The 15,676-nt window shown below is 58.6% G+C and carries 12 protein-coding genes; 10 read left to right on the top strand and 2 right to left on the bottom strand.

Annotation, left to right across the window (positions count from 1 at the left end; all coding sequences use genetic code 11):
• Nucleotides 1-74: 74 nt before the first annotated feature.
• Nucleotides 75-2,501 (top strand): hypothetical protein, encoded by a 2,427-nt coding sequence (locus ABVT35_RS00480; protein ID WP_368464083.1) that lies wholly within the window; start codon nt 75-77, stop codon nt 2,499-2,501.
• A gap of 41 nt (nt 2,502-2,542) precedes the next feature.
• Here ABVT35_RS00480 and ABVT35_RS00475 read toward each other — a convergent pair whose 3' ends face one another.
• Entirely contained in the window at nt 2,543-3,181 is a 639-nt protein-coding gene (locus ABVT35_RS00475; RefSeq protein ID WP_368464081.1) for a TetR/AcrR family transcriptional regulator, read from the bottom strand.
• 118 nt (nt 3,182-3,299) lie between these two features.
• Between ABVT35_RS00475 and ABVT35_RS00470 the strand changes: the two genes are divergently transcribed.
• Genes ABVT35_RS00470 through ABVT35_RS00450 form a run of 5 tightly spaced genes read left to right on the top strand, consistent with a single transcriptional unit; the run spans nt 3,300 to nt 10,345 of the window.
• Nucleotides 3,300-5,084, top strand: coding sequence for an acyclic terpene utilization AtuA family protein (locus ABVT35_RS00470; protein WP_368464079.1), 1,785 nt, complete (start codon nt 3,300-3,302; stop codon nt 5,082-5,084).
• Complete coding sequence (locus ABVT35_RS00465; RefSeq protein ID WP_368464077.1) at nt 5,084-6,703, top strand: acyl-CoA carboxylase subunit beta; 1,620 nt, start codon at nt 5,084-5,086, stop codon at nt 6,701-6,703. The genes ABVT35_RS00470 and ABVT35_RS00465 overlap by 1 nt, the downstream gene beginning before the upstream one ends.
• Before the next feature lie 10 nt (nt 6,704-6,713).
• Nucleotides 6,714-7,520: an enoyl-CoA hydratase/isomerase family protein gene (locus ABVT35_RS00460; protein WP_368464076.1), complete on the top strand. Its 807-nt coding sequence runs from the start codon at nt 6,714-6,716 to the stop codon at nt 7,518-7,520.
• Nucleotides 7,517-9,505, top strand: coding sequence for an acetyl-CoA carboxylase biotin carboxylase subunit (locus ABVT35_RS00455; protein WP_368464075.1), 1,989 nt, complete (start codon nt 7,517-7,519; stop codon nt 9,503-9,505). The genes ABVT35_RS00460 and ABVT35_RS00455 overlap by 4 nt, the downstream gene beginning before the upstream one ends.
• 45 nt (nt 9,506-9,550) lie before the next feature.
• A complete protein-coding gene (locus ABVT35_RS00450; RefSeq protein ID WP_368464073.1) occupies nt 9,551-10,345 on the top strand; it encodes a TIGR03084 family metal-binding protein in 795 nt (264 codons plus the stop codon).
• Nucleotides 10,346-10,357: 12 nt separating this feature from the next.
• Here the strand turns inward: ABVT35_RS00450 and ABVT35_RS00445 are convergent, their stop codons facing one another.
• Complete coding sequence (locus ABVT35_RS00445; protein WP_368464071.1) at nt 10,358-11,191, bottom strand: ABC transporter permease subunit; 834 nt, start codon at nt 11,189-11,191, stop codon at nt 10,358-10,360.
• 264 nt (nt 11,192-11,455) lie between these two features.
• On the opposite strand from ABVT35_RS00445, the gene ABVT35_RS00440 reads away from it, so the two are divergent.
• The 4 genes from ABVT35_RS00440 (at nt 11,456) to ugpC (ending at nt 15,674) form a co-directional block, all read left to right on the top strand.
• Nucleotides 11,456-12,739, top strand: a complete 1,284-nt coding sequence (locus tag ABVT35_RS00440) for an extracellular solute-binding protein (protein WP_368466236.1) — start codon at nt 11,456-11,458, stop codon at nt 12,737-12,739.
• A gap of 61 nt (nt 12,740-12,800) precedes the next feature.
• The gene (locus ABVT35_RS00435) at nt 12,801-13,682 is read left to right on the top strand and encodes an ABC transporter permease subunit (RefSeq protein WP_368464069.1); all 882 of its coding nucleotides are present in this window, start codon (nt 12,801-12,803) and stop codon (nt 13,680-13,682) included.
• A gap of 132 nt (nt 13,683-13,814) precedes the next feature.
• Entirely contained in the window at nt 13,815-14,603 is a 789-nt protein-coding gene (locus ABVT35_RS00430) for an ABC transporter permease subunit (RefSeq protein ID WP_368466235.1), read from the top strand.
• Between the two features lie 9 nt (nt 14,604-14,612).
• On the top strand, nt 14,613-15,674 hold the full coding sequence (ugpC, locus tag ABVT35_RS00425) for a sn-glycerol-3-phosphate ABC transporter ATP-binding protein UgpC (protein WP_368464067.1): 1,062 nt from the start codon (nt 14,613-14,615) through the stop codon (nt 15,672-15,674).
• Nucleotides 15,675-15,676 lie beyond the last annotated feature (2 nt).

Raw genomic sequence — 15,676 nt, 5'->3', positions numbered from 1 at the left:
GGTAGGCGGCCCGCTTTTGCCCAAATTGGTGTTTCCTATGTTCTATTGTACAATCCGCCCAAGGAAGGTTGGAAATGTCCCGGTCCTTCGCAGCATTTGTGATCCTGTTGCTCGCGGTTTTACCTGGGCGTTTAGCCGCGCAGGATGTCACGCGGACTTTCAGCACCCCTACAATCAACGGCGTCCGGCTCGATTGGTGCAAGCATTGGGGAAGCCAGTGCGGCGCGCCGGCGGCCGAACTATTTTGCCAGCAAAATGGCTATGCACGTGCAGTTCGATTTTCCATCGATCCAGGCCTGGGCGCCTTTGGCGTGCCAACGGTCGTGTTTGGCGACGGGCGTCTTTGCCGCGCGGCAATCTGTTCTGGTTTTCGCGCCATTACGTGCGCCAAACCGGCACCCGTGGAGGCCAAGAAACCGGAACAGCCCAAAGAGCCGGCTGGCGGACAGATAGTCGGCGCACCGAAAAAAATACCCGGGCCGGCGATGAAAACAGTGGTGGTCGATCCCGATACTACCCGCTTCCGCTTCCCCAAAATCAAGGATGTCAGGGTTGACTGGTGCCGCAATTGGGGCCGCGAATGCGGAGAGCCGGCTGCCGAACTCTTCTGCCGGGAAATGGGATTTCCGAGGGCCAGCAAATTCGTCGTTGACCAAACGACGGGGAAAAAGGGCATTCCCACCGTTGTCTTCGGCGACGGACGTATTTGCGATGCCAGATACTGCAACGGCTTCAGGCAGATCACCTGCACCCGCAAACCGCCCGAGATCGTGGAAACGCCGGTCGAACCGCAGCCGGCGCCCGGCACTCCGGCATCCAATGGCGAGGTGGAAGTTACAATCCTTGTACCGGTCCCGACACCGAAGCCGCCGTCACCGCCGCGAGCCGTGCAACAGGCCGAACCGGTTCTCCAGCCAAAACCCGTGCTGCGCCCCAAACCGCCGGCGGAAGGCGTTATCGTCATCAATCCGGCGATCAGCTTTGAAAAATTCGAACCACTGGCGCCGACTGTCGTTGCGGTCAACTGGGTCAATCTTCTCGACAGTCTGGATCGCTATCCCGAGGGCGCAAGCCTCTTCAAATGTGCAAGTGGCGACTGCTCGCTCGCCAATCCGGCGGATTTCGAGATCGATCCGGATGCCCAATACCAGACAGCGCAGCTCAATTTCCGGGTCGACAAGGTACCGCACGCTTCCGGCGCCCTGTGGCAGGTGAGCTATCTGCCCTTCCCGCCATTTAATCAAGGCTCCGAGACTGACCTCAATCCGCAGGGGCTGCTCGCCTCTGATATCGTCAACGTAAAAGAGGGCTGGTTTGCTTTCGATGTGAAGGCGCTTGCCGAAGATCTGCCGGGCGGTAAAGGCCCGGCGATTATCCATGTCCGGGTATTGCCGGTTGCCGAGGCCGGCCTTGAGCAGGTGGTCGGCCAGCCGTCGAACACCATGCGGATATTCTATGGAACCAAGCTGCCGCCGCAGCCGCCTTACGAGTTCTACGCAAAGGAAGAAGTGCCGGGCAGCAGGCCGCAGGTCCGCATGACTAACCTTGAGTTCAAGCCTTTCCACCAGATTGAAAGATGGCCGCCCGGCTGCAAGACCTGGGAGGAAAAATACGGCAAGAAGGACAAGAACTTCCTCAAAAAAGTGGGCGATTTCTTCTCCGGCGCCTGGAGCTGGACGAGCAAGAGCTATCAGTGGATGAAGAACCGGGTTGTCGATATTGCCGGCACGCTGACCTTCAACCTGATACCGGACAGCGCACTTGAATTTGCGCTGAATTCCGCTCTCGTCTCGGCCGGTATCCCACCTGACATTCCCAATCTCAATGAGATGATGCGCGACGGGGTCGACGGTCTTGCGCGCGGCGTGGCCAAAACAGCCGTTCAGCAGGTGCCGAGCGCGGACCTTGCCTCCAATGTCGGCAATCTGGCGGTTGATATCACCATAGAAACAGCCAGCAGCATGGCCGAGGAAGAGCTGCGCGAACGTCTTGAAAAGGAAATCGAAAAACGCTCCCGCCAGGCTCTCCTGCAGGCAGCGGATGAACTGGAAGAGCAGCTCAAGTCAAACGGCAAGAAGGCGCTCTGCAAAACCACCCATTTCCACAGCGTCTATAAGGTGACCGTGGAAAACACCGGCAGCGAACACTATGCGGAGCTCCCGGTGAAGATCGACGCGGCCCCCGTCTATCTCGACAAGACCTGGAATGTCGATCTCGCCCCCGGTGAGAAGATGACACTTGTCGCCGTAGCCGCGCCGAGAATGCCGAACGGACCCTACAGCCACCCGCTGCTGTTGCCCGGCAAACGGGCTGAAGAGGATATGAGCCGCTGGTGGAACGATATCGTTTATGACGAAGAGGTCGAGATCGAGGTGTCGCTGCCGGGCGCGCTCAAATGTCTCGGCGGCGATCCCAACAGCCAGTTCTGCGATCAGGAGCGTTTCACCGCCCATAAATCACCACCGCAGCTTGTCACGAAAGGCTACGAGTTCTCGCAGTGAAGTTTGCCCTGAGGACTTCAGCCTGCACCGCGCGCCTGAAACTATCCCCGCACGATCAGATGCGCATTCATGATGCCGGCGAAGCGGTCCATCATGCGGGCAAGATAGGCCGGGTCCGATACAAAGCGCTCATGGGTCAGCAATCCGCGGAAGAATGTGCGGCTGATGCTCCACAGCAGTTCCGCATCGTCCTCCGCCGCGTCCGAACCGCGATAGAGCGCAGCGATGGTCGACGAGCTTTCGGCATCCCATTCCTGAAGATCATCGGCAAGGACATTATAGAGTTCACGGTCGGTCCTGCAGGCAACGATGACTTCGACGAAAGCGCGCCCTTCGGCGGTGTTGACGATGTGGTTCCAGGAATTGTTCAGCAGTTGGTCTGCCGGCACGGCCGGCTTTGTTTCTCCGGTGCTTTTATCCGCATACATCGGCCGCGTGGCCGCATGAAGCATGCGCATTGTGGTTTCTGCAACGAGCGCCTGTTTGGTCGGGAAGTGATGGGTCAGGGCACCGCGCGACACGCCGGCACGCTCCTGGATGCGGTTTATCGAGGTTTCGGCATAACCATGCTCGTCCAGGCATGCAACGACAGCCGCGCAAATGCGGCGTTTCATCGCTTCGGCCTTGATCTCCTTTTTCGAGACCTTCGCCGGATTTTCCCTTGTCGCTGCTTCAGACATGAATGCCGCTTTCCCATCTTCCGATATCGTGCACTTATATCTTCTTGACAGGTTGCATGGCAAGATTTTAAAAACAGAATGTTCGGTCTGCAATGTTAACCCGATTGCCGGAGGAAGCATGTCCAAAGATCATCTGATTATCGGGGGAGCAAGCGGTTTTTGGGGCGAAGCACCGCACGCGACCGGACAATTGCTGACCTATCCGGGCCTTGATTATCTCGTCTACGACTATCTTGCCGAAATCACCATGTCGATCATGGCGCGCGCGCGTATGAAGGATGCGGCACTCGGCTATGCAACCGATTTTGTCAGTGATGCCATGGCCAGGAATCTGGCGGCCATTGCAGAAAATAAGGTCAAGGTCCTTTCCAATGCGGGCGGCGTTAATCCGCAGGCCTGTGCAGATGCGCTACGCGCAGTTGTCGACAAGGCCGGTCTGGACCTGAAGATCGCGGTTGTCGAAGGTGATGATCTGGTTGCCCGGGCCAGCGAGTTCTCAGGCCTTAAGGAAATGTTCGACGGCACCGCCTTTCCCGGTGCGAACAAGATTGCTTCGATCAATGCCTATCTCGGCGCATTCCCGGTTGCTGATGCGCTCGACGCAGGTGCCGACATCGTCATCACCGGACGTTGCGCCGACAGTGCACTGGCGCTGGCTGCCTGCATTCATCATTTCGGCTGGGAACGGAACGACTATGACCGGCTTGCCGCAGGCTCCCTCGCCGGCCATCTTCTCGAGTGCGGCCCGCAATCGACCGGCGGCAATTTTACCGACTGGGAACAGTCGGGCAATCTCGCAGAAATCGGTTATCCGGTCGCTGAAATGCGTGCTGACGGAACATTTTCGGTTGCCAAGCCCCCGCACACATCGGGCCTTGTGTCGCCCGCGTCGGTCGGCGAGCAGATGCTTTATGAGATCGGCGATCCGCAGGCCTATATCCTGCCGGATGTAATCTGCGATTTTTCCGGTGTCACAATCAGCCAGACCGGCGGCGACCGCGTTGATGTCGCCGGAGCGAAAGGTCGGGCACCAACGGGCCGGCTGAAGGTCTCGGCAACCTATATGGATGGCTATCGTGCGGGTTTTGTCTTTCAGTTCAACGGCCGCGATGCCCGCAAAAAAGCCCGAGCCTTCGTTGACGCGGGTCTGGAACGGGCACGAAACCGCCTGCAGGCGCTCGGCGCGCCCGATTTTACGGAAACAGCCGTCGAACTGTTCGGTGGCCGCCCGCCGGAGGGCGTATTCGAAGAAATCTCCGTCAAGGCGGCGGTGCGGCATGCCGACGCGCGGGCCGTCGGGCTGTTCCTGAAGGAAATAACCGGCGGGGCCCTCGCAACACCGCCGGGCCTGCATTTTTTCACCGGCGGCGGGCGGCCAAAGCCTTCACCTGTTGTGCGTCTCTTTTCGTTCCTCATCGACACCAACGACGTCCCTGTACAGGTGCGGCTCGACGGCGCCGATATCGGCTACAGACAACCGCCGGCAGACATTCACGATGACCGGTTGCCTGAACGGCCCGCAGAGCCGCGTACCGAAGACGCGGGCGATCTCGTAACCTGCCGTCTGGAAGACCTTGCCTGGGCACGCTCCGGCGACAAGGGCAATGATGCCAATATCGGCATCATCGCAAGGCGCCCCGAGTTCCTCCCGTGGATCTGGCGGGCAATCGACGAGGCCGCTGTTACCGAGGCGTTTTCGCGTCACCTGAAAGGCGATGTCGAACGGTTCTGCCTTCCGGGAATTCATGGCATGAATATTCTTATGCATGACGTCCTGGGCGGTGGCGGCATTGCCAGCCTGCTCAACGACGCGCAGGGCAAGGCCTGTGCGCAAACGCTCCTGTCGCTTCCGGTCTCGCTACCGAAGGCGCTGATGAAAAATAGCGGTGGAGGGCACTCCTGATGAGCTTTAGCAGCCAGATACAGACCGGTTCGGACGGTTTTCAGAAGAACCGGACGGATATGATCGCGCTGGTCGATGAATTGCGCGAGCTTGAAACCCGGGCCGTTACCCTTTCAGAACGCCGCCGTCCGCGCTTCGAGGAGCGCGGTCAGATCACCCCGCGCGAGCGGCTTGCCCGGTTGCTCGATCCCGGAATGCCTTTTGTTCAGCTGCATTCGCTCGCCGGCTACCTGGCTGACAGTTCCGATCCCAAGAAGAGCGTTCCCGGCTCATCTTTGATTACAGGGATCGGTTTCGTTTCAGGCGTGCGCTGCATGGTCTGGGTGGATGATAGCGGCATCAAGGCCGGCGCCATGGGCAAGATGAGCCTGCCGGCGGTCCTTTCCATTCAAGCGCTGGCGCGGCGTCACAAACTGCCGCTGATCCACCTCGTTGAAAGCGCCGGTGCCAATCTGATGGAATACAAGGTCGAAGGCTGGGCGCAGGGCGGTGCGCTTTTCCGTAACCTTGCGCTGCTCAGCGCCGACGGCATTCCTACTATCACCGTACTGCACGGGCCATCGACGGCGGGCGGTGCCTACATGCCGGGCCTTTCCGACTATGTGATCGGCGTCAAGAAAAACGGCATGGCTGCACTTGCGGGTGCAGCGCTGGTTCATGCGGCCACCGGCGAAAAGGCGGACGACCGCGAACTCGGCGGCTCGGAAATGCATGCAAGCACCTCCGGACTGGTGGAGTATCTTGCCGAGGACGACGCGCATGGCGTCGCGATCGCACGCAATGTCATGCGCCGCCTCGACTGGAACAAGCGTCTCGCGCCGATTGCCGAGCGTGATTTTCAGGAACCGAAATACGATCCGGACGAACTCGCCGGCATCGTGCCGACGGACTACAGGATCCCCTATGACGTGCGCGAGGTTGTCGCCCGCATCGTCGACGGTTCGGATTTTGAGGATTTCAAGCCGCGATACGGCGTCTCAACCGTCTGCCTTCAGGCAAGTATCAACGGCATTGCCTGCGGCATCATCGGCAATAACGGGCCGATCGACCCGGCCGGCGCAACAAAGGCGGCGCAGTTCATCCAGCTGTGCGACCAGGCGGAAATGCCGCTTATCTTCCTCAACAACACCACCGGTTACATGGTCGGCACCGAATATGAGCGGGCCGGCATGATCAAACACGGCTCGAAGATGATCCAGGCTGTGTCGAATGTGCGTGTGCCGAAAATCACGCTCTATATCGGCGCGAGTTTCGGCGCCGGCAATTACGGCATGAGCGGCGTCGCCTTCGAGCCCGATTTCCTTTTTGCCTGGCCCAATGCAACGACCGGCGTCATGGGCGGCGAACAGGCGGCCGGCACCATGACGATGGTGGCAAGGGTCGCGGCCAAGCGGAAGGGCGAAGATATTGACGAGGAAGCTCTCGCCGGCCAGCACAAGATGATCGCGGCGCATTTCGACAGCCAGTCACACGCTTTCTACACCTCCGGACGCTGCCTCGATCACGGCGTCATCGATCCGCGCGACACGCGCAAGGTGCTTGGCTTTTGCCTTGAAACCTGTCTTGAGGCGAAAAACCGCAAACTGCAGCCAAACGCCTTTGGCGTGGCGCGGATGTAGGAGCGGAGCAATGAACGCACTGCCCGAAACGAAGGCACTTGATCTGGAGCTTGAGGCCGGCTGGCTGACCATCTGGTTCAATCAGCCGGAATCACGCAACCCGCTGACCGGCAAACGCGTCACGGAGCTTCTTGCGGTTTGCGCGGCGATACGCGACGACCGCGACATCCGCGGCGTTACCATTCGCGGACGCGGCGGTATCTTTTGTGCCGGGGGCGACCTGAAAATGTTCAGATCGGCATTCCAGGGCGAAGCGAACCGGCAGGAAATCATCGATATGAGCCTCCAGGCCGGCGTGCTGTTTGATGCGGTCAACACGCTTCCGCAATTGACCGTGATGGCCGTTGAGGGCGCGGCGATGGCCGGCGGTTTCGGTCTGACCTGTTCGGGCGATATCGTCATTGCAGATGAGGCGGCGAAATTTTCACTGACGGAAACGATGATCGGGCTCACGCCGGCACAGATATCGCCGTTTGTGCTGCAAAGGCTGGGTGCCCGAGAGGGCCGCCGGCTGATGCTGACGGCCGCAACAATGGGCGCGCAGGAGGCCAAATCGGTTGGCCTCGTTGACGCCGTTGTCTCCGGACCTGACGATATGAACGCTGAAATCGCCCGCATCGGGTCGCAACTAATGCGTTGCGCACCGGGAGCGGTTGCCGACACCAAGGCGCTGATCCTGGCCATTCCGAACATGTCGCGCCAGCAACAAATGCAGGCGGCGGCGGAGAACTTTGCCGACCGGATGGTCTCCGACGAGGCACGCGAAGGCATCGCCAGTTTTTTTGACAAACGCAAACCGAAATGGGCGGAGGAATGAGCACCGTGGCCTTTGACTCGATCCTGATCGCCAATCGCGGCGAAATCGCCTGCCGCATCATCTGTTCCGCCCGGGCGCTTGGTCTTCGAACCATCGCGGTCTATTCCGAAGCGGACCGGAACGCGCCGCATGTCGCGCAGGCGGACGAAGCCCTGCTTATCGGACCGGGGCCGGTGGGCGACAGCTATTTGCGCCCCGACAATATTATCGCCGCGGCCAAGGCCGCCGGCGCATCAGCGATTCATCCCGGCTACGGCTTCCTTTCGGAAAATGAAGCTTTTGCCGAGGCTGTTGAAGACGCCGGCATTGTCTTTGTCGGACCGCCTGCCAAGGCGATTTACCTGATGGGCAACAAGGCTGAAGCCAAGCGGCGCATGATCGCCGCCGGGGTGCCGTGCGTGCCGGGCTATGAGGGTGAGGATCAAAGCGACGCGGCGCTCACCAAAGCCGCAGACGAGATCGGCTATCCCGTCATGGTCAAGGCGGCAGCCGGCGGCGGCGGCCGCGGCATGCGGCTCGTCCAAAAACCGGCCGACCTTGGTGCTGCGCTTTCCCTGGCGCGCTCGGAAGCAGCCAATGCGTTCGGCTCGGACGAACTGATCATCGAAAAGGCGATCATGCGGCCCCGCCATGTCGAGATGCAGGTGTTCGCCGATGCGCACGGCAATTATATCCACCTTGGCGAGCGTGACTGCTCGGTGCAGCGGCGTCACCAGAAGGTGGTGGAGGAAGCCCCCTGCCCGGTGATGACACCAAATCTGCGCGAGGCTATGGGTGCCGCTGCGGTGGCAGCGGCAAAGGCGGTAGACTACCGCGGCGCGGGCACCGTTGAATTTCTGCTCGATGCATCAGGCGACTTCTATTTTCTTGAAATGAACACGCGCCTTCAGGTCGAACATCCGGTGACCGAAATGATCACCGGTCTCGATCTCGTTGCCCTGCAGATTGCAGTGGCGCGCGGCGAAAAGCTGCCGCTTTCGCAGGACAATGTTCAATTAAACGGTCACGCGATCGAGGTCCGGCTTTATGCCGAAGACCCGGCGCAGGAGTTTTTGCCGGTGACCGGCCACATCGATCTGTGGCGCCCCGCCGAGGGCGACGGCATCAGGATCGATGCGGGAATTGCAACCGGCCAGGAGATTTCGCCCTTTTACGATCCTATGCTCGCCAAAATCGTTGCTTGGGGTGAAAGCCGTGATGTCGCGCGAACACGGCTGATCAGGGCGCTGGAGGAAACCGTTCTGCTTGGACCGGTAACCAACACCTCGTTTCTGGCTGATATCTTGAAGACCGGCACATTTGCCCAGGGCAACGCAACAACCGCCTTTATCGGTGAAACCTATCCCGGCGGCATTGCGGCGGATATTCCTAGCGGAACCGATGTTGCGCTGGCCGCGGTGTTGCTGCTCAGCGCCGACCGGGACGCAGCATACCGCAATGCCGGATATCTCTCCCGAACCCAGCTTGGCTGGTCGAGTGCATCCTTGCCGGCGATGCCGTTGCACCTTGCAAGCGATCAGGGTGCATTTGATATCGGCGTGCGCTGCGAGGGTGCCGGTTGGTCCGTCATAATTGGCGAAGATGAGTGCACCGTTGAAATCTCCGCGCATGACCGCGAAAGCGTGCGCGCAAAAATCGACGGCCGCACTGTCGATGCGGTGGCCGTCATTGAGCAAGCGGACACAATATCTCTGGCGGTGGCGGAAAAACGCTTTTCATTCCACCGGGTGATTGCGGGCGAAGAAGACGAGGCCGGCGCCGGGGGACGCGTCCTTGCGCCAATGCCGGGCCTCGTGATCGACATACTTGTCAATGAAGGCCAGGCCGTTGCCAAAGGGGATGCGCTGGCGGTGCTCGAGGCGATGAAAATGCAACACCAGATCACGGCGCCGATTGCCGGTGTCGTCAATCAGATTGGTGCGGCAAAGGGCGATCAGCTTGGGTCCGGCGACCTGATGATCGACATCAGCGAAGCGGCGGAATGATTATCGCAAATATGTGGACCGGCACGGCCACAAGGGAGGAATTCAATGGAGCAGGCGCAGGATTTTCTGGCCGAGAGTGAGGCACTGGCTGCGATTCTGGCCGACCTTGAAGACAAGGACTTCGTGCAGGAAACGCAGTTCAAGGGCTGGACAATCAATGACGTGCTTGCCCATCTGCATTTCTGGAACAGGGCAGCCGATCTGTCTTTGACCGATCCGGACAAATTCAAATCCGAATTGGATGAACTGGTTAAGGCGCTCGCCGGAAGCAGCCTGCGGACCTTCGAAAACGGTAAAGTGCGGGAACGGGGACGCGATCTGTTGGCCGCCTGGCAGGAGCTTTTCCTAGATATGGGGCCGCGCTGGTCGAAGCTGGACCCGAAAATGCGGGTACAATGGGCCGGTCCCGATATGTCGGTCCGCTCATCGATGACGGCACGGCAGATGGAGACCTGGGCGCATGGCCAGGAGGTGTTCGATGTTTTGGGCGTCGAGCGCAAGGAGGCCGATCGCATCCGCAACATTGTCGTGCTCGGCGTCAACACGTTCGGCTGGGCCTTCAAGGTGCGCGGCAGGGACGTGCCCGAAACCATGCCGCATCTGACCTTAACCCTTCCTTCCGGATTCGTTGTCGAATATGGCGAGGCCGGTCAGGCGGAGCGCATCACCGGTCAGGCGGTCGAATTTGCGCAGGTGGTCACGCAGACACGCAACATCGCAGATACATCGCTCACGGTTGAAGGGCCGATCGCAACGGAATGGATGGCGCATGCTCAGTGCTTTGCCGGTCCACCCGAAACGCCGCCGGCGCCGGGAAGCCGGTTTCGCAAAGCCGGCTGATTCCGGCGGAAATCACTTCTGTTCCCCGACCAGCCCCTTCACCAGCCATTTCTGCAGAAGCAGCACCACGATGACCGGCGGCAGCATGGCGAGAATCGCCAGCGCCATGCCGTAGTTCGATGCCGTGCCGAAGCGCTCGATGCCCCGCACCAGGGTAAAATAGCCCTCGCCGGTGGTGGTGATCATCAGCGGCCAAAGATACTGGTTCCAGCCCTGCACGAAAGTGACGGCAAAAAGCGCCAGTATCATTGGCCAGGATACCGGCAACAGAATATCGACCAGAAACCGGAAAGGCCCAGCACCGTCGATCCGTGCAGCCTCATGCAAGGTGTCGGGAACGGACTTGAAGAACTGCCGGAAAAAAAATGTACCAACCGCCGCGGCCAGCAACGGCACGATGAGGCCGGTATAGCTGTTGAGCAGTCCGAGCGTGTGGACAACCATGAAACTGGGCAGGATCCGGGTCTCGATCGGCAGCAGTAGGCTGGCAAAAATGAGCCAGAACAGAAAGGAAGCGAAACGCAAACGAAAATAGACAAGCGCATAGGCCGAGAGCACGGACAGCAGGCATTTACCGAGCGCGAAGCCGAGCGCCAGAACCGTCGAATTCAGCGCCATGCCGCCGGCGGTGATCGTCTGGCTGAAACCCGCCTTTGCAGTCAGGACCTGACCGTAGACCTGGGTGAATTCCGGCCCCCAGCTCATCTGCAGCCCTTCGCGGGAAATCTCCGAATTCTGGTGGGTTGACGTCAAAAAGACAGCCACCACCGGCAGCAACATAATCAGCGATCCGGTTATCAGAACCAGATGGTCTATCACTCTTTGCGCGCTGCGTTTTTTTGCCATCCGTCCAACTATACCGATGCTGTTCGAGGATCAATTCATTTCAGCCATCAGAAGGCATTTCAGCACCTTCGGCAACACCCCAGCCATTTTCGCTTTCACAATTTTTTCTGTCATAATTTCTTCATTTTTTTGACATTCGCGTGTCACTTGCCATAGCCTAGTTTCCGACGTCCGCGACCGACAAGGCGCGTTGTCGTTTCGGGGTCAATCCGATCAACTCTGGGGAGGCGAATAATGTCAATTCGCAAGTACTTCGTCGGCGCCATGGCAACCGCCATGTCCGTCGCTTTGGCCGTACCGGCCTTCGCACAAACGGAAATTACATGGTGGCACGCGATGGGCGGCCAGCTTGGTAATACCGTCAACGAGATTGCTGAAAAATTCAACGCATCGCAATCCGACTACAAGATCACGCCTGTTTTCAAGGGCACCTATGAAGAAACCATGACTGCCGGTATCGCTGCGTTCCGCGGCGGTGAACAGCCAAACGTCATCCAGATCTTCGACGCCGGAGCGGCAACGCTTATCGGTGCAAAGGGCGCCGTTGTGCCGGCCCAGGATCTTATGAAGGATAATGGCGTTCCCTTCGACATCAACGACTACATTTCGGGCGTGCGCTACTTCTATGCGGACGAAGCGGGAAAAATGATCGGCATGCCGTTCAACTCCTCGACGCCGATCCTTTACTACAATGAAGACGCGCTGAAAAAGGCCGGTGTCACACCGCCGAAAACCTGGGAGGAATTCCAGTCCGTCACGGCACCGAAACTCAAAGCCGCCGGATATGTTCCGCTTTCCCAGTCCCACCTTCCGTGGATCTTCACCGAGAATTTCTATTCCCGTCACAATCTGGAATTCGCCACCAAGGACAACGGCTATGCCGAAGGCACGCCGGTCATGCTGATGAACCAGGACCCGATCAAGGGTCATTTCACAGCCGTCAAAGAGTGGCTGGATAACGGTCTATTCGGCTGGTACGGAACCGGCTGGACTGACAACCAGAAGCCCTTCAACGAAGGCCAGGTGGCCATGTGGCTCGGCTCGTCCGGTTCGTTCGGCGGCGTCAAGAAGTCCGCAAAGTTCCCGTTCAACGCAACCTATCTGCCCTACTGGGAATCGCTGACGAAAGACCCGACCCAGACTTTCATCGGCGGCGCCGCCCTGTTTGCAATGTCCGGCCACCCGAAGGAAGAAAACGAAGCAGTCGCCCAGTTCTTCAAGTTCCTGACCTCGCCTGAAATCCAGTATTTCTGGCACAAGGAAACCGGTTACGTGCCGATCACAACGGCCGCCTACGACCTTGCCAAGAAGGACGGTTACTACAAATCGACGCCACAGGCCGAAATCGGCATCAAGCAGCTTTCACTGCCTGCAGGCGACTGGACAAAGGGTTACCGTCTCGGTTTCTACGTCCAGATCCGCGATGTGATGAACCGCGAATACGGCAAGCTTCTTCAGGGTGAGACGGACGTGGACACCGCCTTCACTACGATCGAAGAAGAATCCAACGATCTGCTCGAGCGTTTCTCAAAAACAATGGGCAACTAGTGTATGATGATGCGGGGCGTGCCAGGCGCATGCCCCGCATTTTTTCAAGACGGGTCATCGCATGAATAAATCCCAGTTCCGCTCGCCGCTGTATCCCTATCTTCTATTGCTGCCGCAGCTGTCGATCATTGTCATCTTTTTCTACTGGCCCGCAGCCGAAGCCATCCGGTCTTCCTTCTATCTCGAAGACCCGTTCGGATTCTCGTCCACCTTTGTCGGCCTCGACAATTTCAGCGATATGGTTTCACGCTCCGACTATGTCCGCACAGCCGAGTTCACCGTCATTTTCTCGGTTCTCGTGACCTTCTTTTCCCTCGCGACCGCGCTGTTGCTTGCGGTTACTGCAGACCGTGTGCTGAAAGGTGCCTCAACCTACAAAACACTTCTGATGTGGGTTTATGCGATTGCGCCGCCGGTTGCCGGGCTGATCGGCATCATGCTGTTCGACAACCTTGTCGGCCCGATTGCTGAATTTTTCCGCTCGTTCGGGTGGGATTTTAAACTCGGCGTGAACCGTTTCGACACGGCTTTCGCCATGATCACCATCTCGATCTGGAAACAGATCCCCGTCAATTTCATCTTTTTCCTGTCTGGGCTGCAGGGCATACCGAAATCGGTCCAGGAGGCGGCTGCCATCGACTGCGCCTCGTCGACGCGGCGTTTCTGGACCATCACATTTCCGCTGCTCGCACCGACAGGATTTTTTCTTCTCATCATCAACATCACCTATTCGCTGTTTGACACATTCGGCGTGATCGACGTCGTGCTCAAGGGCGAACCCGGCAACAATCCGGTGACCCTCGTCTACAAGGTGTTCCTCGATGGTTTCCGCGGCAACGACCTTGGCGGCTCCTCCGCCCAGTCGGTGATCCTGATGATCCTCGTGCTGATCTTGACGATCTTCCAGTTCCGTCTGATCGAACGTCGCGTTCACTACAGTTGAGGCACCGGTATGACAACATCAGACGTATCAGTTGAACGCTCAACAGCCGCCGCGCAGGCCAGTTCCCGCAAACCGCGCTTTCGCTGGAAGACACTGTCCGATCACGTAATTCTGATCATCGGCTCGCTGTTCATGCTCCTGCCGGTATTAATGGCATTCCTGACGTCCAGCCATGACGCCGGAACCGTCCACAGCGGCGGGTTGCAGGCGTCATTCGGTGACCAGCTTGGCGCCAATTATTACAACGCAATGCTGGTGCCGGGCGGCTTCACCAAATCGGTCGACGGCATGCGCATGCTGATGAACTCGTTCATCCTCGGCATCGGATTTGCCGTCGGCAAAATCGTCATCTCCATGCTTGCCGCCTATGCGATTGTCTATTTCCGCTTCCGTTTCGCAACATTCGCCTTCTGGGCGATTTTCACGACGCTGCTTTTGCCGCTCGAGGTGCGCATCCTGCCGTCCTACGAGATTGTTCAGGGGCTTGGCCTTTTGAATACCTATACGGGACTGATCGTTCCTCTGATTGCCTCTGCCACGGGAACGTTTTTCTTCAGACAGTTCTTCAAATCAGTACCGAACGAGCTCATCGAAGCGGCTCGGATCGACGGCGCCGGCCCGGTGAAATTTTTTATCGACATCCTCGTGCCGCTGTCGAAAACGATGATTGCGGCGATTTTCATCATCATGTTCGTGTTCGGCTGGAACCAGTATCTGTGGCCGACCATGATGACGACGGATGAGCGTTTCTTCACGCTGGTGCGCGGCATTTCGCAGATCATGCAGGTTTTCATCGGGGCGCAGATCCCGGAATATGGCGAGGCAATGGCACTTGCCATTGTTGCCATGCTGCCACCCGTCATTATTGTTGTTTTCTTTCAAAGATGGTTCGTCAAGGGCCTGGTTGAGTCCGATAAATAGGTGAATTGAATGGCCAAGGTTGTCATTGACAATGTCCGCAAGGTCTATCCCAACGGAACGGAAGCGCTGTCGCCTTCCAGCCTGAGTATCGACGATGGTGAATTCATCGTCCTTGTCGGGCCTTCGGGATGCGGAAAATCCACGCTGTTGCGGATGATTGCAGGACTGGAAGACATTACAGAGGGAACGATTTCCATCGGCGAACGGGTTGTCAACGAGCTGGATCCGGCCGAGCGCGATATCGCCATGGTGTTCCAGAACTATGCGCTCTACCCGCATATGTCGGTCTACAAGAACATGGCCTACGGTTTGAAAAACCGCGGCCAGCCCAAGGAAGAAATCGACGCGGCCGTGCAGAAGGCCGCAAAGCTCCTGCACATTGAAGAGTTTTTAAACCGCCGCCCGAGCCAGCTTTCAGGCGGGCAGCGCCAGCGCGTTGCCATGGGCCGCGCGATCGTGCGCGATCCGGCGCTGTTCCTGTTTGACGAGCCGCTTTCGAACCTCGATGCCAAGCTGCGCAACCAGATGCGCATCGAAATCCGCAAGCTGCAGCGCGAACTCGGGGTGACATCCATCTACGTGACCCACGACCAGATCGAAGCGATGACCATGGCCGACCGGATCGCCGTGCTCAATACCGGCAAGATCGAACAGATCGGCACGCCGGCGCAGATCTACCACACACCCGCCAGCATCTTTGTCGCAAGCTTTATGGGCGCGCCGCCGATGAACATCCTCGACGGCCATTACAACGGCAATGGCGGGCTGGAGATCAAGGACCTCGGCCATGTCGCGGTCGATCATCAGCTGGAGGTCACAGGCGATATCCGTATCGGCATTCGGCCGGAAAATGTTGAAATCCATCAGCAGGCTGCCGACCATACCATTCCGATCAAGGTCGATTTCCTGGAGGAACTGGGCGCCGGCCGGCTGCTGCACACGACGATCGGCAGCACGCCCTTCATTGCCCATCTCGACAATGAACACCCGATCGACGGCGATATGGTCTTTGCCCATCTGCCCGCCCGTTCGCTGCATCTTTTCGACGCTTCAACCGGACGCCGGGTCTAAAG

Source organism: Hoeflea sp. TYP-13 (assembly GCF_040932035.1).
Classification (GTDB): domain Bacteria; phylum Pseudomonadota; class Alphaproteobacteria; order Rhizobiales; family Rhizobiaceae; genus Hoeflea_A.
Note: the sequence above shows the minus strand (reverse complement) of the source record. Positions and strands in the feature narration are given on the sequence as shown.